Genomic DNA, 24,008 nt, shown 5'->3' with positions numbered 1-24,008 from the left:
CTTCTTTGGTGCGGTGCTGACTTCTGCACCCGTCTTGATGCTGCGCTTTCAGGCTGGTCCGCAGGCCCACCCCTGCGCCGCGGAGACCCTGGCGGTGCTGGAACGGTTGAAGGCGGAATGCAATCCGCGTTCCGTCACCAATGAGTATGTTTTTTCCACCACCGCCCAGCCGACGGAACTGGCCCGTGGGAAGATCCTGAATGAACTGGCGCTCTTGGCGGATGAAGAGCCGGTGCTGTCGGCGATCCGTCAGCGTCTGGATCGGCGTGATACCACCGAATATGCTGAAATGCTTCAGGTGCTGATGCTGGGGCTGGGGGATCGCGGGTCACTCCGGCCCGTGGGGGAACTGATGGTGCTTTCCGAGTATCCTGCGGTGCGCATCTGTGCGGCCCGGGTCTTGCGCCGCCTGCATGACGTGGAGTCGGGCGAGTTCTTTATTGACGCGTTGGGCGACCCCCGGTTCGTGCGGAACGACGCCTGTGGGATCCACCCCGGGAAGTACTATCCGGTACGGACGATCGCTGCCCTGGCCCTGCATGAGATGAACCTGTACGAACCGCTTAACTACAATCTGGACTGAGCGAATTGTCTCCGGTTAGGGGGGCACAAAAAACGGCCGGACCCCGGTCAAGGATCCGGCCGCTCTTCAAACAAGTGAGGCTACTCGGGCAGCTCCTCCTTTGGTTCCGGAAGGAAGAAGGAGAGGGCAAAGCCTACCACATAGACACCAAGACCCACGGCAGCAGCCGTGTAGGCGAGCTTAGTGGGAGCCATCGCCACATCTGAGGTGGTGGCCAGTGCGGTGGTGACCCAGGCAAAGGAGGTCCCGATCAACCGACCGCCGATGTTGGCCGCGAAGCTCTCTCCCGTGCCACGAAGGTGGACCGGATACACGCGGGGCAGGTAGTTCCCCCAAAAGCTGAACTGGCCGACGGTAAGCAGGCCGGCGAAGAAGATGCCGATCTGCAACGGTATCAAACCCGTCACCGCGCAGTAGGCGAAGACGATGGGCATGACCAGCAAACCAGGGGCGATGAACAATCGCAGCAGCTTCTGGCGACTGACGATGACCACGGCGAGGGCTGCGAGCAGGAAGCGGCCGACAAGGCCACCCACCTCTTGAACCTTGGTGGTGTTGGCAGCAATGGCCTGCTCTGCTTTCTTTCCGGCACCAATCGAAGCTTTCTTGATCACGTCGGCCGGCTTGCCTTCATTGGCTTTGGCTGCTGCCTCGGAGGCTGTTTTCGAGGCCGCCTTCACTTCCGCAAGACCGGGGATGATGCGGGGAATGTGTTGGATAGCACCGAATGCGGCACCATAAGCCATGGCGAACATGGCGGTGGTGACCAAGGTGGTGCGACGGAGTTCCGGGGTGAACAGTTCGCCGATGCTCGGGCGCTTCAGCGTGCCTTCAGCCTTCTTCTTCGCCCAGGCAGGGGATTCGGGCAGGAAGGGGCGGATGATGATCAGGGGAATGGCAGGAATCAGGCCTGACATCAAGGTGTAGCGCCAGGCAGCGTGTTCGTCTGCCACGACATTGCCACCCGAAATGCTGCTGAGAAAATCTGGGAAATGAATGGCCGGAAAGCTGGCGGAGTACTTGATGCAGAGCCCGTTGGCGACGGCCACGAGAAGGCCGCCGATGGAGGAGAAGGCCTGGGTGTAGCCGAGCACTTTTTCACGCTGCTTCGGATCCGGGAAGAGTTCAGCCAGCCACGCAACCGCGGCGACGAACTCCACGCAAACACCAACGAAGACCAGACAGCGGAACACGAGCAGCATCTCCACACTGGTGGAATAGCCCGCGGCAAAGGCCGAGAACGCATAGAGAAGAATGCTCCATGTGAGCACCCGCCGCCGACCGAGCCGGTCCGTCAGATAACCTCCCAGCAGCCCGAAGATACCGCCGGCAATGGCCGGAATGTAGAACAGCTTGCCCACCCAGGCGTTGAACAAAGGGGTGCCGGGAGCGGCCCCGATCAGCTCCTGCAATGCCGGGCCCACGATGAGGGGCAGCATCAGCAGTTCGTAGATATCGAAGGCAAAGCCCAAGGCTGCGATGAAGCAGATGAGCCATTGGGTGGTGGTGAGCTTGGGAGCTGTGGACATGGAGGGGTGGTTGATCTGTGGTGGGGAGGGGGCTGCCGGGGTCTCGTTTAACCGTACCCAGGCAGCAAAATGGACATACTACCAGTCACTCAGCCCAGGCGGGGGCGGAGGTCATTGAGAATCTTGGGCACGGCCACAAAGGGATCCTCCTTTTCTTCGAACTCGAGGGTGAACCATCCTTGGTAGTTGGCATCGCGCAACATCTTCAGCACCCGGGGGATGTCGCTCGGTGTGCCCTCGGGATTGCCCTTGGGCTTCACCCGCATCTTGAGCTGCACATTGATGGCGTAAGGGGCGATCTTTTCAAGGTCGCCATACGGGTCCTCGGTGTTGAAGTTGCCGCTGTCGAAGTTGATCCCCGCCCACGGGCTCTTCACCGACTCGATAATCTTAATGAGGTTGGCCGGATCCGCCACGAGGCCATGGTGGTTTTCGATGCCGAGGAAGACACCTTTGGTGCCGGCGTAGTCGAGGCACTCCTGGTAGGCGGCGATGCAATTCGCCAGCGCCTCGTCGAAGTTCATGTCCTTCTTCGGATTGCCAGCGAAGACGCGGATGTGCGGGGCGTTGAGGATCGCGGCGAAGTCGATCCACTTCTTCACGTCGGCGATCTGGTCATCCAGTTCCTTGCCCTTGGCCAGGGCGAAGTTGTTGCCCACAGCGGTGCCGGTGATGCTCACGCCCCGGAGGTAGGCACGACGCTTGACCTCCAGCATGGTGGCCGCCGTGGCATCAGGGGGGAAGAAGTAGCTGGTCAGTTCTGCGCCGGGGACGTTCTGATCGGCGCAGTAGTCAATGAAATCGGAGACCTCCCACTGCGGCTTGCCGTCCTTGGGCTTCTGCTCCTTGCCCCGCATCCACTTGAAGTATTCACGGAAGGAATAGGCGGCCAGGCCGAGCATCATGCGGGATTTTCCAGGCCGGTTGACGGGGCCGGTGGCAAGAGCGGGGAGGGCGCTGGCACCGAGCGTGGCCAGGGTGGTGGAGAGGAAATCGCGACGTTGCATGGTGATGAGAGGGAGGAGCCGGGGAACGGTTCGGGGAAGGGAGATGGCAGAAAACGGACTCGGGGGCGGAAACTGACTTTTTTTAAGCAGATTTGCCCGAAATCAGCCAACAGGAAAGGCGGGCGTTCCGTGGATTCTCTGCATCAGTCCCCCAGCAGCACCCGGCGATAGGCGGACAACATCCGCTCCAGGGTGAAGCTGGCCGCAATGTGAGCGCGAGCCCCTGCCGAGCAACGGAGGCGGAGATCTGGCTCGGTGGCTATCTGGACCAAGGCCGCCGCCAGCGCAGCGGCGTCTCGCGGCTGGACCAGCAAGCCCGTCTGCTCGTGGATCACCTGCTCCCGGGCACCACCGAAATCCGTCGCCACCACGGGCAACCCGGCGGCCAGGGCCTCCAGAGAGGCATTGGGGCATCCGGCTGGTTCTGAAATCATGACAAAGGCATCCAGACCGGCGTGGAACGGCCGAAGGTCGGTCAGCTCTCCGCACCAGACGACGGGCAGGCCTTCGGAGAGCCGGTGCAGTTCTGCCACATGCTCCGCGCCATCGTGCTCAGGGCCACCCCCGATGTGGAGTTCACATGGGGGCAACTCGAGCAAGGCGATGCGGAAGGCTTCCAGCAAGTCGCCGAGCCGCTTCTGCGGGCTGAGACGCGCAGCCGTGCCGAATACGAAGGGTGTTGGCGCTACGGGGCGGGGTGGCAGGGGCTCGGGCAGGAGGACTCCATTCGGCACCACGTGAGTGGGCGCTCCTAGAACCTGCTGGGCCTTTTCCGCCTCGTCCTGGTATTTAACAATCACCCCGCTGAGCCGCTGACCATAGTCCCTGGCGGAACGAACGGGCAGGCCGGGGCGGGTGTTGAGGAAATAGCGATCCAGGGAGGCGAAATACATCTCACCCGGGCTCACATCAAAGATGCGGGCGGACCAGACAACGTCGGCAAAGAGGATCTTGTGAACCGGAATGGCATTCCAGAACACGAGGGTGGCGGGAGGGGCGGCCGCCACGTTGTCCAGGATCTGCCGCACCGCGATGGCGGGATCGATGGTGCCCGCTGGAGGCGGCACGATGAAGGGAATGCCGGCCTGTTCCAGAGCCGCTCGCCCCGGAGTGGGATGCTCTGGATACTCCTGGAGCAGGGCGATCGTGACGGGTACGCCCTGTGCCTGTAGCGACAGAGCCAGGCGACGCAGGGAGGACTGGGCTCCGCCGGTCGAGAGGTTGTTGGTGACAAAGAGGATGCCTTTGCCTGTGGGCGAGGCGGACTGGGTGGCCAGACTCTGGAGCAGCCAGCCCACCCGTCGGGACATGTGGTGGGTGGAAAAGTCTCGTGCTACAGCTTCGACGCCGGACGCTGGGGGCGATTGGATGAGGGCGAGGATGGCTTCGGCGAAATCAGTGGGGGCGGCATCAAGGGGCAGGAGCGTCAGGGCTGGATTGCCGGGAGCGAGCTCCCGGGTGCCGCCTGCATCGGTGGAGATCAGCGGCAGCCCCATGGCCAAGGCTTCCATATGAGCGAGGCTCAGGCCTTCATAGGCGCTACAAGATATGGCGGCATCGGCCTGGGTCAGCACGCTCTTGGTGTCGAGGGCCCCGTGTGTCCAGGTGATGGCTGAGGTCACGCCGTGTCTGGCGGCTTCCTGACGGATCCGCTCATAACACTCCAGCGCACTGGGGCTGCGTGGAGAGGCCTCGCCCGCCAGGATGAGGCGGACCTGGCGCTTCACTCCGTAGCGATTGAAGGCCTGTTGGGTGGCGGCGAGAATCGCAGGGAGGAGGTGAAGGCGCTTTTGCGGGCGGGGGTTGGCCACACAGGCGAGCATAAACTCATCCCTGGCAGGGGCGGGCGTTTGATTGCCCGCATACTCCGTCATGGAGATGCCGTTCCAAACCGTGCGCAGGGGCACCGGCAGCTTCAGCTCTGCCAGTTCACGCTCCACCGTCTGGGCGCAGGCGATGAGCAGACCGGCGTCCTCGGCACGGAGGGATTCCAGACCCATAGGCCAGGCGGCCCGGGTGTTGTGAATGGTCGTGGCCAGAGGGATGCCAGAGGCGCTGAAGAGTTGCATGTCCTCCTGGTCAATGAGGTGACCATGCAGGACATCGGCTCCGAAGTGATGCGCCGCGATACGGAGGCGCTCCGCACGGGTGGCCCGATCATATTGGCTCAGGTCGAGAGTGCCGGGGAGGTCTGGCAGGGTACGGCGCAAGGGTTTGCCCAAGGCGATGAGTCGCGTGGCAATGCCCGTCCGCGGAAGCTCCTGGGCGAGATCCCAGGCGATGCGCTCTGCGCCGCCGTGCTGGAGGCTGGTGACGATCTGGAGACAGCGGAGTCCCGGGGCAAACCCGGCATCCAGGGGAGACCAGTGGAAGATGCGCGGCGACTTGAGCGCTGCAGCCACTGGCAGCGGGCTCGCGGTGAGCCGGGCCTCGGCCAGTCCGATGGCAACGGCTGCTGCATCGAACCACTCGCATACACAAGGAGGAAGCTCCTCCGCGGTGGAGAAGTCCCCGCCGTGCGTTTCAAAGAACCGCGACCAGGGTTCCGCCGGGCCAGTGCCTGCGATGTGTCCCACCGCCATCACGGGGTGGCTGGCGGGATGAAACGGCGGAGCTTGAAAGTGGGCGGGGTGGCGCAACCACGCCCCGGCGCGGAGCAGGAACACTGGCCCCGATCCAGTGAGACCTGGTGGGGGGCTCCCCGCACGACGGAGGGTGATTTTCTCAAACCCGGCCGCCCGCAGGCTGCGGGCACTGCGGGCGGCAAGGTGCGGAAGACGGGGATCCGCGTCGAAGACGAAGGCTTCCACGAGAGGGGCGAAGCGACGACCTGAAGGACGGGATTAGTAGGCGGAGGGATAGGTGGGGGGACGATTGTCGTCCCGGTCAAATGCATTGTCGCGCCGGGTGTCGCGATTGTCAGAGTCGTACACGAAGGCGTCGTCCATCGGCTGGCCCCCTGCTTCCGTCACACGCACGCTCTCGGGTTTCGCTCCCGTGTACACATATTGCCCATCCGGCCCGGGTTGATACTGGACCTGGCCGCTCACATCCATGCCGCCGTGGGGTCGGTACACATAGCGGACGGTGCTGCCGCGAGCGAGATCGACGAGGATCCAGAAACCGTCCTCGACGAGGCGGATGCGCGGGCCACGGCCTGAACCGGAGGGCTGCTGGAGGGCATCTGCCAGGGCGGCTCCGGCGGTCCTGCCCCCACGTGATCCGGGAACGGGTGGCGGCGCGCCCTGGTTCTTGCTTTTGACCGCACGCACTACCAGCCAGATCACAAGGCTGATCACGACGAGCGGGCAAAGGAGGCACATGAACCCCACCAGGAGGTCGAAAGGTCCGCCCTTGGTTTCGGTGGGTGTCGTGCCATGGGCTTGGGCATCGTGGGAAGTCGTTGGCGGGGCGGGATGAGACGAGGTCACCGGCGCTGAAGGCCGACCCACGGAGGTTTCTGAACCGCCATCCATGCGGGGCAGGAGGCCGCCTGTGGCAGCGGGGGACGGAGCTGATTTGGGGGCGGGAGGGGGGGTGACCTCTGCCACGGAACAGAGCACGCGGAATCCGATGTCAGCATTGCGGCTGCGGGCATCCGCACGGTAGCGGGCGGCGCTCCGGGTGTTCTTGGGATCGCGGGACCAGGAGCCACCGCGCAGGACGCGGCGGGGTTTATCCGAGAGATTTTGATTCGTCTGCACCGGATCGGTGAGCGGGCCGGACTCATAAGGACCGTACCAATCCAGGCACCACTCGGCCACGTTGCCGCCGATGTGCAGGCCCCAGGGGTTCACGGAGCTGCTGGCGGCGGGATGAGTCTGGTTGCCAGCGTTCTTCTTGTGCCAGGCGATGCTGTTGCTTGCGGCTTCGTCACCGAGGTTGTGCCAGGCGGTGGTGGTGCCAGCGCGGCAGGCGTATTCCCATTGCGCCTCGGTCGGCAGCGTGACCTTGCGTTTCACCCTTTTAGAGAGCCACTGGCAGAACGCTTCCGCATCGGGATAGGTGATGATCGTGACAGGATGGTCTGGAGCTTGGGTGAAGCCGGGATTCCTCCAGGTGAATTCTTTCTTCTGAACGAGGGTGTCTCCCGCCCAGCCGAAGCCGCCGCTGGGGCCGCTCTCGGCCTCGGTGCGGTAGCCGGTCTCCTGCACGAACCGCTCAAACTGCTCCACGGTCACGGCAGTCTTCGCTAGATAGAAGTCGCTCGTGAGATTCACGAAGCGCTGCATTTCATCGTTCCCCCGGTCGGCCTCGTCTGTGGGGGAGCCTTGCATGAAGGTGCCCTTGGGAATGAGCACCACGGGGAGCGTCACACCCTTGCCAAGCTCAAGGCTCAGGGCAGGGGCGGGGTCGGCGGCACGCAATGCGGTGCCAAGCAGCAGGAGGCTCGCAGTCAAGAGGCGGAGTCGCATGCGCGGGATGCTAGTCGAAGTCGCCAAACTGAAAAGTGATAAAATAGGGCCGCAGAAAAACTTCATCTGGCAACTTCTTGCCAAGCAGGTGGCTATCTGTTGAGATGCCTTCCTATGAGGTCTGCATGGCATTGGATGGTGTGGCTGTTGCCGGTGTTGCTTGCCAGTTGTGCAGGGTCGGCAACGTCTGGCGATGTCAAACAACGGGAGGCCGCCTACCGGAGCCGATTGGCTGCGCTGCCCGATCCCGCCCTGCGCGCGCATCTCAAGAAGTCGTTCCCGGGATTGAAGCATCTCTCGCCACCGCGGGGGCCGGAGAGCGACTCTGTCCTGACGGGCACGGAGGTCTTTCGCGTGGACCGGGACTTTGTGCTGGATGTGAAGTTCATGTACGCCGCACCGTATCGCATCGCGGCAGGGGCGACTCGTCTGGGGGCACAGGCGGCAGCGGATGAAGGTCCGTCCTTCTGGCAGGTGTTCGGTTATGTCCGCGAAGCGTCAAAAGGGCCGTGGGCGGAGTCCGAGCATGACGAGGTCTTGGCGACCAAGTTGCGGTTTGTGCCGGTGGGGCGGGGGAGGTAGGTGCCGGGCTTGCAGTGTTACAGCCGGAACCATTGCAGATAAATCATCGTCGTTTTGACGCCACGATACCCCAGGAGGCGCTGTTGTCAGGAGATCGTAGCCCGCCAGCAGTAGATGGTTTGGAAAAGTGTGGTGGAAGATGTGGGGCAGCTTTAGGTGGTCGCATGTTCCCCGGGCGGAATTCCCAGGTTGGGCGGACCTCAAGAGCCAGTTCGGTCAAGATAGCAAGACGAAGCGTGAGCAATTCATTGGCGCAGTATCCATTTTTGGATATGATCCCAATGAATGCCGGTCGACCTCAACAGAGAAACTGCGACGCAAGTAGTTCCATTGCATTGTAAAATCAACAGGTTAATCCCTTGTGAGGACACAGAATTTGTGTCCGCCCATGGCAGGGCCGGCACCCGCCATCTAAGCTCATCTATTGGTGTAGTCGCTTGTTCGCCCAGCTACAAATTCTAAATGGCCAACACATCCGATTATGAACAGAAGATAGAGCCTTGGTTTCGGGGTGGATTCGTATCGGAAAGACATCCAGGCGCTGAAATCCTCAAGGAGTCGGTGCGGCTAAAATGGGGAGGTTTTTTTGAGGCCGATGCTGTGGTACGTGAGAATGGCAAGATTGTGGCCGTGTATTGTCTTTCATGTGCGGAGTATTTGACCCACGGGGGCAATCCTGGTGCGGGAAAGTTCAACAAAATCAGAGCCGATGTCTTGATGCTTTCAGGCATTGAAACCCCGGTTCGATGCTTGGTGTTCACTGGCAGGACGATGTATGATCGAGTGTTGAAGGAGCGGAGCAAGGGGCGACTGCCACAGGACATCTTGCTGGCCCACCTCACTCTGCCCCAGGAACTCTCCACATTGGTGAGTTCTGCAAGCGCGCGAGCAGTCGCCGAAGTGACTCCTGGCTTCGTGTTTTTGCAACCATTTACAGACTTTGATCCTGCGACAGGTATTGTAACCTTCGAGATGCCCGTCGACCCTGAATCGAGCAAGTAAGGAACTATGAATCAGCGTGTGCGAACAAGGCGCTGGCTGCAAAGGCTCGTAGATCTCCGTCGTGTCTCGGAGTCTTGCGCTCGGTGTCGCCACAGTTTAGTTGTTGAGCGACTTACACGTTTTCTATGCACCAGACACCTCCATACGGCGACGATCGCCAGTTGGCGTTTTGCGCTTTCTGCGGCGGAGCCACGGGCACGCGAGATCACTGCCCATCTCGCGTTCTCCTTGACGAGCCTTACCCCGCCAACCTGCCAGTCGTTCCTGCCTGCTCGAATTGCAATACACGGTTTTCGCCACACGAGCAGTACCTAGCCTGTCTAATTTCGTGCGTCCTCGCTGGCTCAACCGACCCCACCAAGATTGCTCGCCTAAAGATTCAACGGATTTTGTCGGACACTCCCGCCCTTCGCGCACGCATAGAGCAGAGTCGCTCCGAGTCCGCCGATGGGATTGTTTTCAGTCCCGAGTATGAGCGAGTCTCCGCCGTCATCACGAAGCTGGCGCAAGGACATGCGCTCTACGAGTTGCACGAGCCCCACCCCGATCCACCCGACGCCATTCAGATTACTCCGTTCGGACTTATGTCCGAGTCGGACCGAGACGCCTTTGAGTCATCACGTACTGGGGGCCTTTCAACTTGGCCCGAGGTTGGCAGTCGTGCCATGCAGCGCATGGTCGGCATCGACACTCCGCCCGAGTATCCTTGGCTAGTAGTTCAGCCCGGCCTGTATCGCTTCCACGCTTCGGTGACTTCCGGCATTTCCATTCGCATTGTCATCCATGAGTATCTTGCCTGCCATGTCCTCTGGGATTGATCGAGCGTCGCTTAACAATAACGGGTGCAGTGCTGCGACCTTGCGAGCCAGCAACTGCGCCCATGGTCGAACAAGCCCGGTTTGTGGGGGGGGTATGGTGCATGTGTTCGCATTCAGCGGCCGCGGTTCACTTGGGCGCCAGCGCGTAAGAGCCTTATTGTTTCGCGCAGCGAAGACGGTGGCGTTGGGATAGTCGATGACGTCGCGTCGGGCCGATTTTGGAGGTCCGCCAGTCTATGTGCCTGCGTGCACAGACTTGGTCGGCGTGAGATTTCGGCAGCGCTGCCGAGGCCGTCATTGCAGTAACAAGGGTGTCGAGTTTGCTGTGGATGGGCCGGAGATCTGGACGCGATGCTCCATTCGGCTTGTGCCCACCATAACAGCAAACAGTCTTGATTATTCTGTTCCTAGTGTTCGGTCAGCAAGTGTCGCGATGAAGGTGCGGTTTTTTTCGATTTTGTTACATTCTGCTCGCTCCGTAGCTAACTGAGCTCTATCGTTTCGCGATTGAGCGGTGATCATGACGACGAACTCAGCGAACGAACATAGGACTCACAACGTGGACCATTTTCGTGGCACTAATCGGCGCAGCCTGACTCTGGGCAGACTCAAGCGGTGCGCCGCCCCCCGGCACCATCCCAACCGCCTGCACCCCCGCCTTTCGTAGCCCGAATGGACCATTGCGCTGGTAAATGGAGGTGGCGAACCAATGGTCGGAGTATCAATTTCGACCTCAATAGAGACGGCACTTTTGCGGCCGAGGATTTCCCCGATCAAACTTCTGGCAGCGGAGGGTATGGAATCGTCAGCTCGGGGAAGGGGCACTGGTCGGTGTAGAAGGGACGGCTCACCATTACCATGACACACGTTTGGGCCGTGTTCTTCTGGAAGGAGTACGGAGTGAACTGGATCAGCGCAGCTCGGGTCAAGTCGGCTTCGGCTTCCGAGATCGAATTGGAGAACTTGAGTCCCTTGCGACGCAGGGACTAGTTCAGGATGATCTAGCTTGGTAACGGCAGGGCGAGGAGGCGTTCGCTTCGACGGCGCGCAGCTCGGTGCAGAGTCGTACGCGTGGGTAAAGAGAGTGCCTTCACGCGCAAGCCTATTCCAATCTGGCGTCACCGCTTTGTTTCAGCCATGGGCTCTGCGTTCCGGTCAGCTTTCATCAAGGTGATGAAGACGACGATGTTCGGCCGGTCAGCGCCAGCGCTGAATGCAGTCGCTGCAAAGTTAAAGATCGCAAGGCAGGGGGGCGTAGCGTAGACAGCTCATTCGTGTAAGTACTTGTCAGAGGCGGTTCGCCTGCCAACCTTCGACTCAATCAAACCACCTGTCCCAGTGACATCCAGGCACTTTATCCAACTCAGCTCAGCGTTTTTCCTAGGTATTGCCGCGTCCCTTGGGGCTCTGGCTTCCGAATCTCCCGAAAAGCTGGGAAGGGAGGCTGGCGGGAAGGAAAGCCTCGGGGAGGCGACTCCGCCTGCGTCATCAACACGTCCGTTGATCGGTGCCATCCGATGGGATGGATGGGGAAACAACTGCGAGGTCGGGAGGGACTGCGAGCGAGTTCTCAGTTCGTCGAAGTATCGGCATCGCGCGCCCTTTTTTGTGGGCTCGGCTGGGCCGGAGTTGATCAAGTTCAAACCTCTCTCCCAGGAGATCATGGACACGGAGATTGGTTATGCCATTCACGCCGGTATCGACTACTGGGCGTTTGACTGGTACCCGCCAGGCAGCGGAATGGAGCTGGCACGGAACTTCTATCTGACTTCGGCCAAGCGGCAGGGCCTCAAGTGGTGCGTGGTTCTGGGGACCAATCCTTTTGACATGAATCGAGATGCGCCCTGGCTTGCCGCGGGGTTTGCCAAGCCGGAGTACCAGAAGGTGTTAGACGGCCGTCCCCTGGTTTATCTCTTCACGCCCATCGCCCGCAAGGATCTTGCAGTACTGCGAGATCTCTCGATGAAATCCTGCGGCAAGAGTCCCTACGTTGCCATGATGGGCTGGACTGCCGCGGAGGCGGCGCAGGCCTGCGAAACGGTCGGCGCTGACGCGGTCAGCATGTATGCAGGCGGTATGGAGAAGAGCTGGAGCGACTACTCCAAGCTCAAAGAAATCATCCCCAATGTGGGCACCGGTTGGGATCCCACCCTTTTTCGGGACACTCACGTCGCTTGGTATCCTCGCGAAAACATTGAGAAGGACTTTGTCGGCTGGTCAGCGACACCCAAGCAATTGGTTGCCAGTATGGAGTCTGTCTTTGTCTGGACCCGTGCCAATCCGGGCAAAGTTCCCGCCAATACCATCCTGGTGTACACGTGGAATGAACACTCCGAAGGTGGTTGGCTTTGCCCAACATTCACCCCCCAAGGGCCGAACACCGAAAGGATCGACGCGCTTCACGAAAGGCTGACGGGCTGGAATACGGTTAGGGGGAAGTGAATGAAACGGTGTCTCACGATGCGCCTGACTATACATCGCGCACGGGCTGCGAAGGGCACCAGCGCTGAGCTTTGGCTTTCGAAATAAGATGACTTCACCGCCAATTCACTTCGGTTTCACCAGAGTTTCACATTTCTTTCATTAAGTGTGGGCAGGGTTCTTGATCGCAACTCGGAACTCCCACAAGGCATGATAGCGAGAATAATCAGGCATCTGCCCGCACTGCTGCTTTTCGGTTTATCTGTAGGCTGGCTTTTGTGGTACTTCCGCTTTTCTCTTGCATCGTTCGACCTCAGGCCTTGGATGCTCGGGATTTTTGCGATTAATTGGCTGGTCGCCTCTGCTGCCATCTCGTTCGTGGTTCGCCGTCTCCATTTTCCTGCGCCGATTTCGGGATACGTTTCCGCTACCGGGACTATGGTTTTGGGCTCATTCCTGTTTTTTGCTGTAGGCTGGCCATTGGCGGAGACTCTGGCTGCTGCTTTTCGAGAGGTTCGTGGAGTGCATTCCGACTTGGGCAATTGGTACTTTTACCACGACTTTTCGGGAATGGGCATTGGTAAAGGATTTCGCTCGTACGCGGAGACACTTCAGACTGCACTGGTCATGACTTTTCTGTCGGGTATTCTCAGCACTATTGTAGCGCCGTTAGCGTCGATGCTTGTATGGACCGGCGCCTACGCAATGAAGTCAGACAAGCAGAAACCAACCATCGGAGTTTAAATGGTACTGGTATGAGCATCGTGAATGGGTTCAAAGCTCTTTGGCGATTTGTCGTGAACGCTACAGTGACCTTGTCGGCGATTCTTGTCGGGTTGAGCTTCACGCCGATGATGCGCACCTCAAATTGTGGTGGGAACTCATCTGCGTTGCACAAGGTGCACAGTCTGAAAATTTTGCCGCGATGGCGATCGCCGAGAGGCACGACGGGATCTTCAGTTTTACGGAACTTTCCGAAACCGAATTGGATCAGCTCGTGGATTTGGTTGACTCCTCCTGGAATCGCGAAGCCAAGTTCTACGTTGCATCCGGGAAAATCAGTTTTTCTGAGACAGCGCGGAGGATCGTTGCGGTCTGTGATACTCCCTACAGCAATGTCCCCGAACATAGGGTGGGAATCTGGCGGTGGCCGGGGCCTCCGACTCATGCTGCGGCGTACTCAGACGGCAGTACAGGATTGATCTCTCCGGAGGAGTATGCAGACATCAACAAGGCTGACTTCGTGGACGTGGCGAGTACTGTCTCCCGAAAGCCGAGCAGAGAGTAGATCATCGAGTTCAGAAATGACTCTCAGGAAGGAGTTGGTCCCAGTGGCAAAGTCTTGCATTCGTCATTGTCACGGGTTAGACATAGGATAAACGACAACTCTGTCTCCCTCGCAGGAGGTCAAGTCATGAGAACCTCTCCATTGCGTCGCTTGTTTTGGCTGATTGCCGTCTGGATTCCTTTGCCGTGCTTGTTTCTCCCGTTCACGATGATGAGGGAAGACTACCATCCCTGGTATATCAGCTACACGAGTCCGCTCGTCATATTGGCCATTCTTTTTTACCAGCCTGCGAATCTCGTCACAACGGGCGTAGGCCTGCTATTGGGCTTCGCACCGTCCATGACAGCGGTAAAAACTGCTGCTGTCATTCAATCGGTGATCCTTTCGTATTTCGTTTTGAGGTCTCGACGTAGGAATGTCGGCTCATTGGACGCCGATCAATCATGAAATGACGGTTGCTGGTATCGAGTCCATCAAGCACTACGTCGAGCAGCCTGGATGCTTCGTGAAGTGCCTTTTGACTGATTCGGTCGCGGTGTTTTTTCCTGGTTCGAACCAGCATCGTGATGTGAAGCGAGATGGTGTTTCCTACGAGGACGACTATCAGGGCAATGCTCTGGCAGCGACGATTGTGCCGGGGCGATTGAGGCCGATGATCGCCCTTGGCGAACGAGTTGAGGGCTGAAAGCCCGGTGTGATGCCAGCCTTGGGCAACGCCCAAGGTGGGTGTCAGATTAAGATGTTGAGGGCTGTAAGCCCGGGGTCATTCAGGGATGCTCGTCGTGGGCAGGGTTGATGAGGCCGGGCCTTCAGCCCTCAAAGGTTGTTTGGTCATCTATTCCTTGGGCGTTGCCCAAGGCTGGCTTGAAGCCGGACCTTCGGCCCTTCTGAAGTGGCACCGCTCCCTCCTACATAGCGAGGATGCAACATCGCGACTCCGTGATTCACCAAGGTAATTTAGCCGGACTATCCGTTTCCCATCGGCGGTTGTGCAAGCACAAACCGCCGCTCCTTGGGGCCCCAAGGGTTCATTGTGGGATACAACTGGCCTGGCTGCGGAGGATGTTCTCGCGGGGGAATTGCCGACGGTTGAAGTTTTGTTCAGCAAGCTGCGTTTCTGTTTCACAATCTTCTCGTCTCTCTGCAATCGCACCTGCTACTACTGCTTCCATGAACCTGAAATTCTACCTGCCTGGTCCAACCATCGTTTGTGCCTTGGGAATGTTCTTCAACAGCGCGGTCAACGCCGCCGCCCCTGAATCCGTGCCGCTCTGGCCGGAGGGGGCTCCGGAGGCCAAGGGGACGGAGCCTAAGGATGTGCCGCGGGTGGAGATTTTCCCTGCGGCCAAGGAAAAATCTTGCGGGGCCGGGGTGGTGGTGTTGCCGGGGGGCGGCTACGGTGGGCTGGCGGCGGATCACGAGGGCAGGCAGATCGCGAAGTTTTACAACAGCCTGGGGGTGACCGCGGTGGTTTGCTACTACCGGCTTGGCTCGGCGGGTTATCACCATCCCACCGAACTCAATGATGCCAAGCGGGCGGTACGGTGGTTCCGGTCCAATGCGGACAAGCTGGGGGTGGACAAGGGTCGCATCGGGGTCATAGGCTTCAGCGCGGGCGGTCACCTGGCCAGCACGGTGGGCACGCTCTTCGACAATGGGGATCCGAATGCACCCGATCCCATCGACAAGCTCAGCTCCCGGCCGGACTTCCTGGTGGTGTGCTACCCGGTGATCTCCATGACCGAGGGCTACATGCACCGGGGTTCAAGGAACAATCTGCTGGGTCCGGACAAGGACAACGAGGAGATTGCCCGCCAGGTCTCGAGTGAGCGCAATGTCTCACCGCACACGCCGCCCACCTTTATCTTCCAGACGGACGAAGACACGGTGGTGCCAGCGGAGAATGCCGTGGCGTTTTACCTGGCCCTGCGCAAGAACAAGGTGCCGGCAGAGATGCACATCTACCGTCGCGGACCTCATGGCGTGGGGCTCTTCCAGGGAGATCCGGTGCTGTCCACCTGGGGTAAACATCTGGCGGCCTGGTTGCGTAACGAGGGTTTCCTGAGCCCAGCCAGCACGAAGCGTGGCGCGGTGGAGGGAACCGTCAGTGTGAACGGCACGCCGGTGGCCTGGGGCAGCGTCACCTTCACTCCCGAGAATCCCCATGCCCCGGAGGTAACGGCACGGGTGATGAATGGCAAATTCAACCTGCCCGCCCGTGATGGCGCGGTGCTGGGAAAGAACAAGCTGACGGTGAGCTATACTTCAGCGGTGGCAGCGGCGATCACGGACCAAGATGCGCCTGATGGCTCGGTGAGCACCACGACCCTCTCCAACAAGGGTGGGGAAGCTCTGGTCTGGGATGTGAAGGAAGGCGCGGGAGCCAACAAGCTCGCCCTGGAGTTGAAGTGGGAGTGAGCAACCCCGGACGTTATTTCTTGATGCCGCCGACCTCGAAGCCTTCCGCTTCGAGGACCTTGCGGATGCGGTCCACCTGATCTCCCTGGATCTCGATGCGGCGGTCCTTGAACGTACCGCCGCATCCGCAGGCGGCCCGGACGCGTTTGCCGATCTGCTCGATGACGGAGGCGGGGAGATGGGAGGCGAAGTCTTTGATCACGATGACCGTCTTTCCGCCGCGATGGGCGGTCTCACGCTGTAGCGTGACCTTGCCCATCTTCCACCGGTTTTGAGGTGAGTCGGGGCCACCCTTGGCCGAAGGCCCCGGTGGCAGACCTGAAGAACTCAGGCCGCCGAAAGGGGAGTCTTCGAGGGTGGGGGACATGGTGGTTGGGGGGGTGAAGAAGCAGGATGGAATCCTGCGGTACGGACAGGTTGGAAACCTGTCTTACTTCCCTTTCGCAAAACCATCCCGGAGGCTTACGGTGCGGTTGAAGACCGGGGCACCGGGCTGGGAGTCCTTGGAGTCTGCCACGAAGTAGCCCACGCGGATGAACTGGAAGTGCTCGCCTGCTTTGGCTTCACCGAGGGTGGCTTCGAGGCGGGCGTCTTCAAGGACTTCGAGCGACTTGGGGTTGATGAAATCAACAAAGTCCCCGTTTTCGCCAGCGGCGGCATCGGGATCGTCCACCGTGAATAGGCGGTCGTACAGACGCACCGGGGCGGTGACGGAATGCTCGGCGGAAACCCAGTGGACGGCGGCTTTCACCTTGGGGCGGCCTTCCGGGTTTTTGCCGTGGCGGGTGGTCTCGTCATAGGTGCCGCGGAGTTCGATGACATTGCCCGCCTCGTCCTTGATGACGCCCATGCAGATGACGCAGAAGGCGTTGGTAAGGCGGACCTCGGCACCCAAGGTGAACCGACGCCAGTCCTTGGGCGGCACTTCCGCGAAGTCCTCCTGATCGATGTAGAGCTCGCGGCCCAGCTTCACCTTCCGCATGCCGGCGTTCGGGTCCTCCTGGTTGTTCGGGGCCTCGATCTCTTCGACCTGGCCCTTGGGGTAGTTGGTAAGAACCAGCTTGAGCGGGCGCAGGACGGCCATGCGGCGCAGGGCCACCTTGTTGAGATCCTCGCGCACGGCGTTCTCCAGCACTCCGTAGTCGGTGAGCGCCTTGAACTTGGTGAGCCCGACGCCCTTGCTGAAATTCCGCATGGCGGCAGGGGTGTAGCCCCGGCGGCGGATGCCGCTGAGGGTGGGCATGCGAGGATCATCCCAGCCGGAGACGCGGTCTTCCTTCACCAGGCGGAGCAGCTTGCGCTTGCTCATGACGGTCCAGTTCAGGTTCAGGCGGGAGAATTCCCTCTGTACGGGGCGGCTGGGCAGGCCGTCCACGTTCTCCACGAGCCAGTCGTAGAGCGGGCGGTGATCCTCAAACTCCAGGGTGCAGAGGGAGTGGGTGATGCCCTCCAGCGCATCGCTCAGCGGGTGGGCGAAGTCATACATGGGGTAGATGCACCACTCATTGCCGGTGCGATGGTGCTCCGCATGCAGGATCCGGTAGATCACCGGATCACGCAGGTTCAGGTTGGAGCTGGCCATGTCGATCTTGGCCCTGAGGGTGTGGCTGCCATCGGGAAACTCCCCGGCGCGCATGCGGCGGAAGAGGTCGAGGTTTTCCTCCACACTGCGATCCCGGAAGGGGCTGGGTTTCCCCGGCTCGGTCAGATTGCCGCGGTACTCGCGCATCTGGGCGGCGTTCAGGTCGCAGACAAAGGCGAGGCCCTTGGTGATGAGCTGCTCGGCGAACTCGTAGAACTTCCCGAAGTAGTCGCTGGCGTAGTAGAGATGGGTGCCCCAGTCGAAGCCGAGCCACTTCACGTCCTCCATGATGGAGTCCACGTACTCGGTCTCCTCCTTGGTGGGGTTGGTGTCGTCAAAGCGGAGGTGGCAGCGGCTGTTGGGGGCGTTTTCCTCCGCGAGGCCGAAGTTCAGGCAGATGGACTTGGCGTGGCCGATGTGCAGGTAGCCGTTGGGTTCCGGGGGGAAACGCGTCACCACCTGGCCGCCATTCTTGCCGGAGCGTACATCGTTGGCGATGAACTCGCGGATGAAGTCGAGTCGGGGCGTGGCGGATTCGGTCGGATTGCTCATGGAACGGGAAAGATGAGTGCCTTTGCAAGGGGGCGGAGTCAATGGAGAATGAGGGGTGGGACGCTTGACGAGTGCGAAGGTTGCGCCCAGAGGTGCGGATTCCTCCATGGTCTCCCCTGATGAAAAGAAACTGATCCTCGGCATTCTGGCCCTGCTGCTGCTGGGTGCCGGGGTGAAGGCGTGCCGTCATCGTGGCGTCCAGACGGAGCTTCCCAAGGCGGTCATCCCCGCAATAGAGGAGGTGGAGCCCCCACAAGCGGCTCCAGATTGACCCACTCCGCCTTTGCGTCATCTTGGGTACCCCCACCAGCTTTTTCCGTTCATGAGAGATTCCTTTGCCCTCCAGCTTGCCGTTCATGAGGTGCAGCAGCGCGACAATCGCTATGCTCCAGAGAGCTATGCTTTTCTGTGCCAGGCCCTGGGCCACACGGTGAAGATGCTGGAGCGCGAAAATGACGAAGACCGTCACGTCAATGGCCGGGAGCTGCTCTCGGGTTTCAGGGACCTGGCGGTGCTGGAATTTGGTCCCATGGCGGCATTTGTCATCCGGGACTGGGGCCTCGAACGCAGCGAGGACGTCGGAAACATGGTGTACAACCTCATTGGAGTCGGCTATTTCGGAAGGAACGAGACCGATTCCATTGATGACTTTTCCGACGGGGTGGACTTGATGGAGGCGCTGCGGCGTCCGTTTCAAGTCGCCCGCCGTCGCTGAAGTCCTCTGCTTCGACTCTCTGTTCGTATCCCAATCCAGCCCCTTTCCACCGGCGTGAAGACTGCATTCCCGCCGATCTCAATCTGACTCCATGAAAAGTGATCTCACCATCCCTCCCAACGCCGCCCAACTGCACACCCTGGACAATGGCTTGGAGGTGATTCTCCTGGAAGACCACGCGCACCCGCTGGCGAGCGTGCAGCTGTGGGTCAAAGCGGGCAGCCTGCATGAGGAAAAGTGGACCGGGGCAGGCCTGGCCCACCTGGTAGAGCACATGTTCTTCAAAGGCACGGAGCGCCGGACGGCTCCGCAGATCTCCCAGGAGATTCAGGCGCTGGGCGGCTATGTGAATGCCTACACCACCTTCAACCGCACGGTGTACTGGATCGACGGGGTGGCCGAGAACGTGGATGGCTACCTCAACATTCTGGCCGACATGGCCCGCAGCTCGAACTTCCATGCGGACGAACTGGTGAAGGAGCAGGAGGTGATCCGGCGCGAGTTCGCCATGGACAACGATGACCCCCAGTCTGTGCTGCAACATCTGATGCAGGCGACCGCCTTCCGGGAGCACCCGCTGCGTCACCCCATCATCGGACACCTGGAGATCTTCAATCAGGCAGGGCGCGAGGATGTGGTCGGCTTTGTGCGGCGGCACTATGTGCCCAACAACTGCTTCCTGGTGGTCGTGGGCGCCTTTGATTCCGCCACCGTACGTGCGGCGATTCAGCAGCATTTTGGCAGTTGGGAGCGTCGCCCCTATGAGCCGGTGCTGATGCCCGAGGAGCCCGTGCAGGTGGCCCCGCGTCAGTCAGAGAAGGAGTTCAACACCGACATCGCCCGCCTCAGCCTGGGCTGGCCGATTCACGGGGACTCGCACCCGGACAAGCCAGCGCTGGATGTGCTGGGTTTCATTCTCGGCAGTGGACGCAGTTCCCGTCTCAATCTGGAGTTGAGGGAGCGCCTTGGCATTGCCCACTGGGTGGGAGCGGGCGCATGGTCAGCGCTGGATCGCGGCCTCTTCGCCGTGGAGGCGGAGTGCGATGCGGAAGATCTGGAGAAGGTGGAGGAGGCGCTCGGTCAGGTGCTGGACAAGATTTGTCAAAATGGCCCGACCCAGGAAGAGCTCGACAAGGCAGTGCGCGCCACCCTCAGCCACCAGTTGCGGCTGCGCAGCACCACCCGTGGCATGGCCAACAGTCTTGGTCACAGCTGGCTGACGGTGGGGAACCTTGACCAGGATCGCACCTATCTGGAGCGCATCCGCACCCTCACGGTGGACGCCGTGACGAACGCGGCCCGGACGTACATTCAGCCGCATCGTCGCTGCCGTGTCTCCCTTCATCCGCAGGGCACCCTGAAGAAGGCGAGCCAGGCCAATGCCCGGGTGAACCGGGAAGAGGCGCAGCGCTTTACGCTGAGCAACGGCATGACGCTGCTGGTTGGCGAGAACCCTCGCCTGCCGCTGGTGTCCACGCGCATTCAGTTCCTGGCCGGCGTGCCGGTGGAAACGGATGAGAACGCCGGGGTCACCCAGATCACCGCCCAGTGGCTGGTGAAAGGTACCCAGAGCCGCACGGATGAGCAGATCGCTGCCGTGCTGGAAGATCGTGGGGGATCGCTGCTCTCCACCGGAGATGCCCACCGACTGGTGGTCGGGGCGGACGTGGTGAAGGGGGACGAAGTCGTGGCGCTGGACCTCCTGACTGAGATTCTCACGCAGCCAGTCTTCCCGGCAGGCCACCTGCCCAAGATTCAAAAACGTCAGCAGGCATCCATTCGCGAAGAGCTGGAGGACCCGCTCACCGTGGCCTTGCGCCGGGCGCGTCGGGAGATGTTCGCTGGCCTGGCTTTTGAGCGCACCGCTCTCGGGACCCAGCAATCGGTGGCCAACTTGAACGAAGAAGAGTGCCGCGCCCACTGGGAGCGCACGGTTCAGGGAGGCAACGGCGTGGTGTCCGTGTTCGGTGACGTGAAGGCCGTGGAGGTGCTCGCGCTCGTGGAAGAGCGACTGGGCAAGCTGAAGCCTGGAACGAAGTCCACGGCAGGCTTTGCGCCGGATCATCCCACCGCTGCTGCCGCCCGCTGGGATCTCAAGCTCGACAAGGAACAAGGGGTGCTGGTGATCGGCTTCCCGACGGTGGGCATGCAGGATGCCTATGCGCCGGCGCTGCAACTCATCGACGAGGCTTGCAGTGACATGGGATCGCGCCTGTTCAACCGCATCCGCGAAGAGATGGGGCTGGCCTACTATGTGGGGACGCAGGCCTTCCACGCACTGGGCTCGGGTGCGTTCTACTTCTACGTTGGCACCGATCCGAAGAAGCTGGATCTGGTGGAGACTGAGCTCATGAAAGAGATCGCCAGCCTGGCCAAGGAAGGTCTGGAGTCCGACGAACTGCAACGCGCCAAGACCACGTGGAAATCCTCCTGGTTGCGTCAACAGCAGGGGAATGGTGCCATGGCGGATGCGCTGGGCTGGGATGAGCTGAACGGCTTTGGCTTTGGCCATCATCAGAAGCTGCCGCAACTCATGGAGTCCGTGACGGATGCCCAGGTGAAGGAGACCGCCGCGCGGTTCTTCGATCCCGCCAAGGCGTTTGTCGTAACGGTGAGGCCGTAGGCCGTAGGCCGCGGAGCGGCCAGACAAAAGACTAGAAGACGAAAGACAGAAGACCTGACGCTTCGCGAATGGCGTCAGGTCATGTCTTTGGTCTTCTGTCTTGAAGTCTTTCGTCTCCCGCGCAGCGGGCCAGGTGCAAAAAAACCGGTGTGACCTGCGCCACACCGGTGTTGGGAAACTTCTTTATCGAGCCCTGGATCAGGGGGCGGCCTTGGCGGCGGCCAGAGGCGTCGTGATGGGCTGCTGCATGTCGGGGACGACGTGCCACTTCTTCGTATCGAGCTTGTCCTGGGTCAGGGAAATAAGCAGCAGCTCTTCGATGGCAACATCGGTCGTTTCCTGACGAGTGCGGACCACGGCATGCACGATCTTGCCTTCTTCTTCAGACACGAGGCCGAGGATGTTGATCTTGAGGGTCTCCTGCTTTTTCTTGATCGTCTCCGGGCTCACCTTCATGCGGCTGTGCACGGCGGCGCGATCCGCGACATACGCTTCCTGCGGGGTCATCTTTTGAAGCTCGGCCACATCCTTTACGCCCAGCATGTTCAGCTTGGCGGCCTCCTCCGTCATGGTGGTGGAGTTTTTGACCGAATTGATCATCTGGGTTTTCCGGCGCTCCAGAGAAACGGGCAACAGCATCGTGGAGGCAGTCTTCCAATCCTGTTTCACCACCGCTTCGAGATAAGCGTTCACGACTTTTGCCGTTGGATGATCAAGCGGAAGGTTTTCAGCACGGATACCAGCAGTAAAAAGCAGGGCAACGGCGGCGGAGGCCAGGAAGGCGCGCAAATTCATACAAAAAGAAGGGGATGCGAAAACGTTTGACCCGAACAGCAAAAGTTTGTTCGTGCTAGTTCCTAGCCTCCGCTGAAATGCGCGTCAAATGAGAAATCGTCTCATGTCGAACGTGCGACTCCTCCGAAAGTCTGTTCCTTGCCGCCATGAAAATTGCTGTTCTCAGTGACATCCACGACCATCTGCATCATCTGACTGCCGCGACCCGGCAGGTCAGGGAGCTGGAGGCGGAGGTGCTGGTGTTTCTGGGTGACTTTTGCGCTCCATTCACGCTGGCCCAGCTGGCGGAGAGCTTCTCTGGCCCCATCCATGTGGTTTTTGGGAACAATGATGGCGACCAGTTCCTGCTCTCCCGGGTGGCGGGCAAGCACACTCACGTGACGTTGCATGGGCTCCTGGCGGAGCTGGAGTTGGCCGGAAAGAAAATCGCCCTCAACCACTATCCGGACATTTCCCGCCGTCTGGCTGAGAGTGGCGCCTACGAGGCGGTCTTCAGCGGCCACGACCATCAGCGCTACGTTCACCAAGTGGGGAAGACCCTCTGGGCGAACCCTGGAGAGCTCATGGGACGGTTTGGCAATCCGGGGTTTGGGCTGTACGACACCGACGCCGGGCAATTTTCTCACGTGGACTTGGTGTTGTGAGTCGTTTTATGGTATAGCAGAAATAGCGATATGCTGAGTGATCGTGACTACATGCGTGGCCCCCAGCCTTCCCGCTGGTTGGAGGTCATGTGGCCGGATGCCGTTACGCTTCTGGTAATCATCAATGTGGCGGTATTTGTGCTGCAGGTGTTTGGCGTGGGATCATCGGTAGTGGTCATGCCTGACGGGACCACAGACTGGCAACCTTGGGGGGCGTTCTCCCTCCAGGCGCTGCTACAAGGTCGGGTCTGGACGCTGGTCACGCACATGTTTGTCCACGGGAATCTGTTCCACCTGGTGTGCAACTGCCTGATGCTCTTCTTCTCTGGCAAAGGGTTGCAGTCTCTGGTGGGGCCCCGCTACTTCCTGTATATTTATTTCATTGCCGGGCTTGGGGGGGCTTTCCTGGAGGTGCTGGTGGGTTGGATGGCCGGTCAGCAGCATGCCGTGATCGGGGCTTCTGCTGCCGTGATCGGGGTGTTTGTGGCCATGGCGGTCATGCTCCCGCAGGAGGTGGTCACAGCCATGATTTCTTTGATCATTCCCGTCCGGGTGCGGATGTGGACGCTGGCGTTGGTCGTCATGGGCGTCAGCGCGGTATTGGGTGTGCTGGAGATGCTGCGAGTGATCGACACGGGTGTGGCTCATTTTGCCCACCTGGGCGGGGCACTCACCGGGATGTGGTTCATGCGTCTTTTGGGGTATGGCGGGACACCCGTGACCTACGAGCGGCTCTGGCATGAGCGGCAGCGTCGCGAGGCCGGGCGCCCGGCTGTGGCCGCCACCAACGTCCGCCGCCGTCGAGTGGTGGATGTGAATGAGCCAGATTCAGGCTCCTTTGTGCCCGCCCTGACGAAGAAGGAGTTCATCGAGCGGGAGATCGACCCCATTTTGGACAAAATTGCCAAACAAGGACTGGGCAGCCTCACTCATGAGGAGCGTCAGCTTCTGGAACGGGCGCGGCAGGAGATCATGGAGCGTGAGGGCAAGGGCAAGTCATAAGCGCTGAGTGTGAAGGAACGAGTGGAGACTGT

General features: G+C 60.4%; 21 protein-coding genes. 14 read left to right on the top strand and 7 right to left on the bottom strand.

Annotation, left to right across the window (positions count from 1 at the left end; genetic code table 11):
* Positions 1–13: 13 nt before the first annotated feature.
* The gene (locus VSP_RS25395; RefSeq protein WP_172682583.1) at positions 14–583 is read left to right on the top strand and encodes a hypothetical protein; all 570 of its coding nucleotides are present in this window, start codon (positions 14–16) and stop codon (positions 581–583) included.
* Positions 584–663: 80 nt separating this feature from the next.
* On the opposite strand, the gene VSP_RS25390 is transcribed toward VSP_RS25395, so the two are convergent.
* The 4 genes from VSP_RS25390 to VSP_RS37385 all read right to left on the bottom strand — a co-directional run bounded on the left by VSP_RS25390 (position 664) and on the right by VSP_RS37385 (position 7,534).
* Positions 664–2,112 carry an MFS transporter gene (locus VSP_RS25390; RefSeq protein ID WP_009964229.1) on the bottom strand — a complete coding sequence of 483 codons (1,449 nt, stop codon included), beginning with the start codon at positions 2,110–2,112 and terminating at the stop codon, positions 664–666.
* Positions 2,113–2,201: 89 nt separating this feature from the next.
* A complete protein-coding gene (locus VSP_RS25385) occupies positions 2,202–3,119 on the bottom strand; it encodes a sugar phosphate isomerase/epimerase family protein (protein ID WP_009964228.1) in 918 nt (305 codons plus the stop codon).
* A gap of 143 nt (positions 3,120–3,262) precedes the next feature.
* The gene (locus tag VSP_RS37390; RefSeq protein WP_044133662.1) at positions 3,263–5,929 is read right to left on the bottom strand and encodes a glycosyltransferase family 4 protein; all 2,667 of its coding nucleotides are present in this window, start codon (positions 5,927–5,929) and stop codon (positions 3,263–3,265) included.
* Positions 5,930–5,962: 33 nt separating this feature from the next.
* On the bottom strand, positions 5,963–7,534 hold the full coding sequence (locus VSP_RS37385) for a formylglycine-generating enzyme family protein (RefSeq protein ID WP_009964224.1): 1,572 nt from the start codon (positions 7,532–7,534) through the stop codon (positions 5,963–5,965).
* Between the two features lie 114 nt (positions 7,535–7,648).
* Here VSP_RS37385 and VSP_RS42575 point away from each other — a divergent pair, with 114 nt between their 5' ends.
* The 8 genes from VSP_RS42575 to VSP_RS37380 all read left to right on the top strand — a co-directional run bounded on the left by VSP_RS42575 (position 7,649) and on the right by VSP_RS37380 (position 16,063).
* Positions 7,649–8,116, top strand: coding sequence for a hypothetical protein (locus tag VSP_RS42575; RefSeq protein ID WP_157211055.1), 468 nt, complete (start codon positions 7,649–7,651; stop codon positions 8,114–8,116).
* A gap of 462 nt (positions 8,117–8,578) precedes the next feature.
* Positions 8,579–9,118, top strand: coding sequence for a hypothetical protein (locus VSP_RS25365; RefSeq protein ID WP_009964221.1), 540 nt, complete (start codon positions 8,579–8,581; stop codon positions 9,116–9,118).
* A 389-nt stretch (positions 9,119–9,507) separates the two neighbouring features.
* Positions 9,508–9,936, top strand: a complete 429-nt coding sequence (locus VSP_RS25360) for a hypothetical protein (RefSeq protein ID WP_009964220.1) — start codon at positions 9,508–9,510, stop codon at positions 9,934–9,936.
* A gap of 1,662 nt (positions 9,937–11,598) precedes the next feature.
* On the top strand, positions 11,599–12,378 hold the full coding sequence (locus VSP_RS25350) for a glycoside hydrolase family 71/99 protein (protein WP_157211054.1): 780 nt from the start codon (positions 11,599–11,601) through the stop codon (positions 12,376–12,378).
* Positions 12,379–12,567: 189 nt separating this feature from the next.
* Positions 12,568–13,101 (top strand): hypothetical protein, encoded by a 534-nt coding sequence (locus tag VSP_RS25345; RefSeq protein ID WP_029190751.1) that lies wholly within the window; start codon positions 12,568–12,570, stop codon positions 13,099–13,101.
* 181 nt (positions 13,102–13,282) lie between these two features.
* On the top strand, positions 13,283–13,645 hold the full coding sequence (locus VSP_RS25340; protein ID WP_009964216.1) for a hypothetical protein: 363 nt from the start codon (positions 13,283–13,285) through the stop codon (positions 13,643–13,645).
* Between the two features lie 415 nt (positions 13,646–14,060).
* Entirely contained in the window at positions 14,061–14,330 is a 270-nt protein-coding gene (locus VSP_RS25330; protein ID WP_157211053.1) for a hypothetical protein, read from the top strand.
* 485 nt (positions 14,331–14,815) lie between these two features.
* A complete protein-coding gene (locus VSP_RS37380) occupies positions 14,816–16,063 on the top strand; it encodes an alpha/beta hydrolase (protein ID WP_009964213.1) in 1,248 nt (415 codons plus the stop codon).
* Between the two features lie 13 nt (positions 16,064–16,076).
* Here VSP_RS37380 and VSP_RS25320 read toward each other — a convergent pair whose 3' ends face one another.
* Entirely contained in the window at positions 16,077–16,430 is a 354-nt protein-coding gene (locus VSP_RS25320; protein ID WP_009964211.1) for a translation initiation factor, read from the bottom strand.
* A gap of 63 nt (positions 16,431–16,493) precedes the next feature.
* The gene (locus VSP_RS25315) at positions 16,494–18,197 is read right to left on the bottom strand and encodes a glutamine--tRNA ligase/YqeY domain fusion protein (protein WP_029190750.1); all 1,704 of its coding nucleotides are present in this window, start codon (positions 18,195–18,197) and stop codon (positions 16,494–16,496) included.
* Positions 18,198–18,303: 106 nt separating this feature from the next.
* On the opposite strand from VSP_RS25315, the gene VSP_RS42570 reads away from it, so the two are divergent.
* The 3 genes from VSP_RS42570 (at position 18,304) to VSP_RS25300 (ending at position 21,535) form a co-directional block, all read left to right on the top strand.
* Complete coding sequence (locus VSP_RS42570; protein WP_009964207.1) at positions 18,304–18,468, top strand: hypothetical protein; 165 nt, start codon at positions 18,304–18,306, stop codon at positions 18,466–18,468.
* Between the two features lie 51 nt (positions 18,469–18,519).
* Complete coding sequence (locus tag VSP_RS25305) at positions 18,520–18,912, top strand: Minf_1886 family protein (RefSeq protein ID WP_009964205.1); 393 nt, start codon at positions 18,520–18,522, stop codon at positions 18,910–18,912.
* A 91-nt stretch (positions 18,913–19,003) separates the two neighbouring features.
* Entirely contained in the window at positions 19,004–21,535 is a 2,532-nt protein-coding gene (locus tag VSP_RS25300; protein WP_009964203.1) for a M16 family metallopeptidase, read from the top strand.
* A gap of 198 nt (positions 21,536–21,733) precedes the next feature.
* Here the strand turns inward: VSP_RS25300 and VSP_RS25295 are convergent, their stop codons facing one another.
* The gene (locus tag VSP_RS25295) at positions 21,734–22,330 is read right to left on the bottom strand and encodes a hypothetical protein (RefSeq protein ID WP_009964202.1); all 597 of its coding nucleotides are present in this window, start codon (positions 22,328–22,330) and stop codon (positions 21,734–21,736) included.
* Positions 22,331–22,476: 146 nt separating this feature from the next.
* Between VSP_RS25295 and VSP_RS25290 the strand changes: the two genes are divergently transcribed.
* Together VSP_RS25290 and VSP_RS25285 are read left to right on the top strand one after the other, a co-directional pair.
* Positions 22,477–22,974 carry a YfcE family phosphodiesterase gene (locus VSP_RS25290; protein WP_009964200.1) on the top strand — a complete coding sequence of 166 codons (498 nt, stop codon included), beginning with the start codon at positions 22,477–22,479 and terminating at the stop codon, positions 22,972–22,974.
* Positions 22,975–23,004: 30 nt separating this feature from the next.
* The gene (locus VSP_RS25285; RefSeq protein ID WP_009964198.1) at positions 23,005–23,976 is read left to right on the top strand and encodes a rhomboid family intramembrane serine protease; all 972 of its coding nucleotides are present in this window, start codon (positions 23,005–23,007) and stop codon (positions 23,974–23,976) included.
* Positions 23,977–24,008 lie beyond the last annotated feature (32 nt).

The sequence above is a fragment of the Verrucomicrobium spinosum DSM 4136 = JCM 18804 genome (assembly GCF_000172155.1).
Classification (GTDB): domain Bacteria; phylum Verrucomicrobiota; class Verrucomicrobiia; order Verrucomicrobiales; family Verrucomicrobiaceae; genus Verrucomicrobium; species Verrucomicrobium spinosum.
The sequence above is the reverse complement of the archived record's forward strand: the minus strand, read 5'-3'. Positions and strand labels throughout refer to the sequence as shown.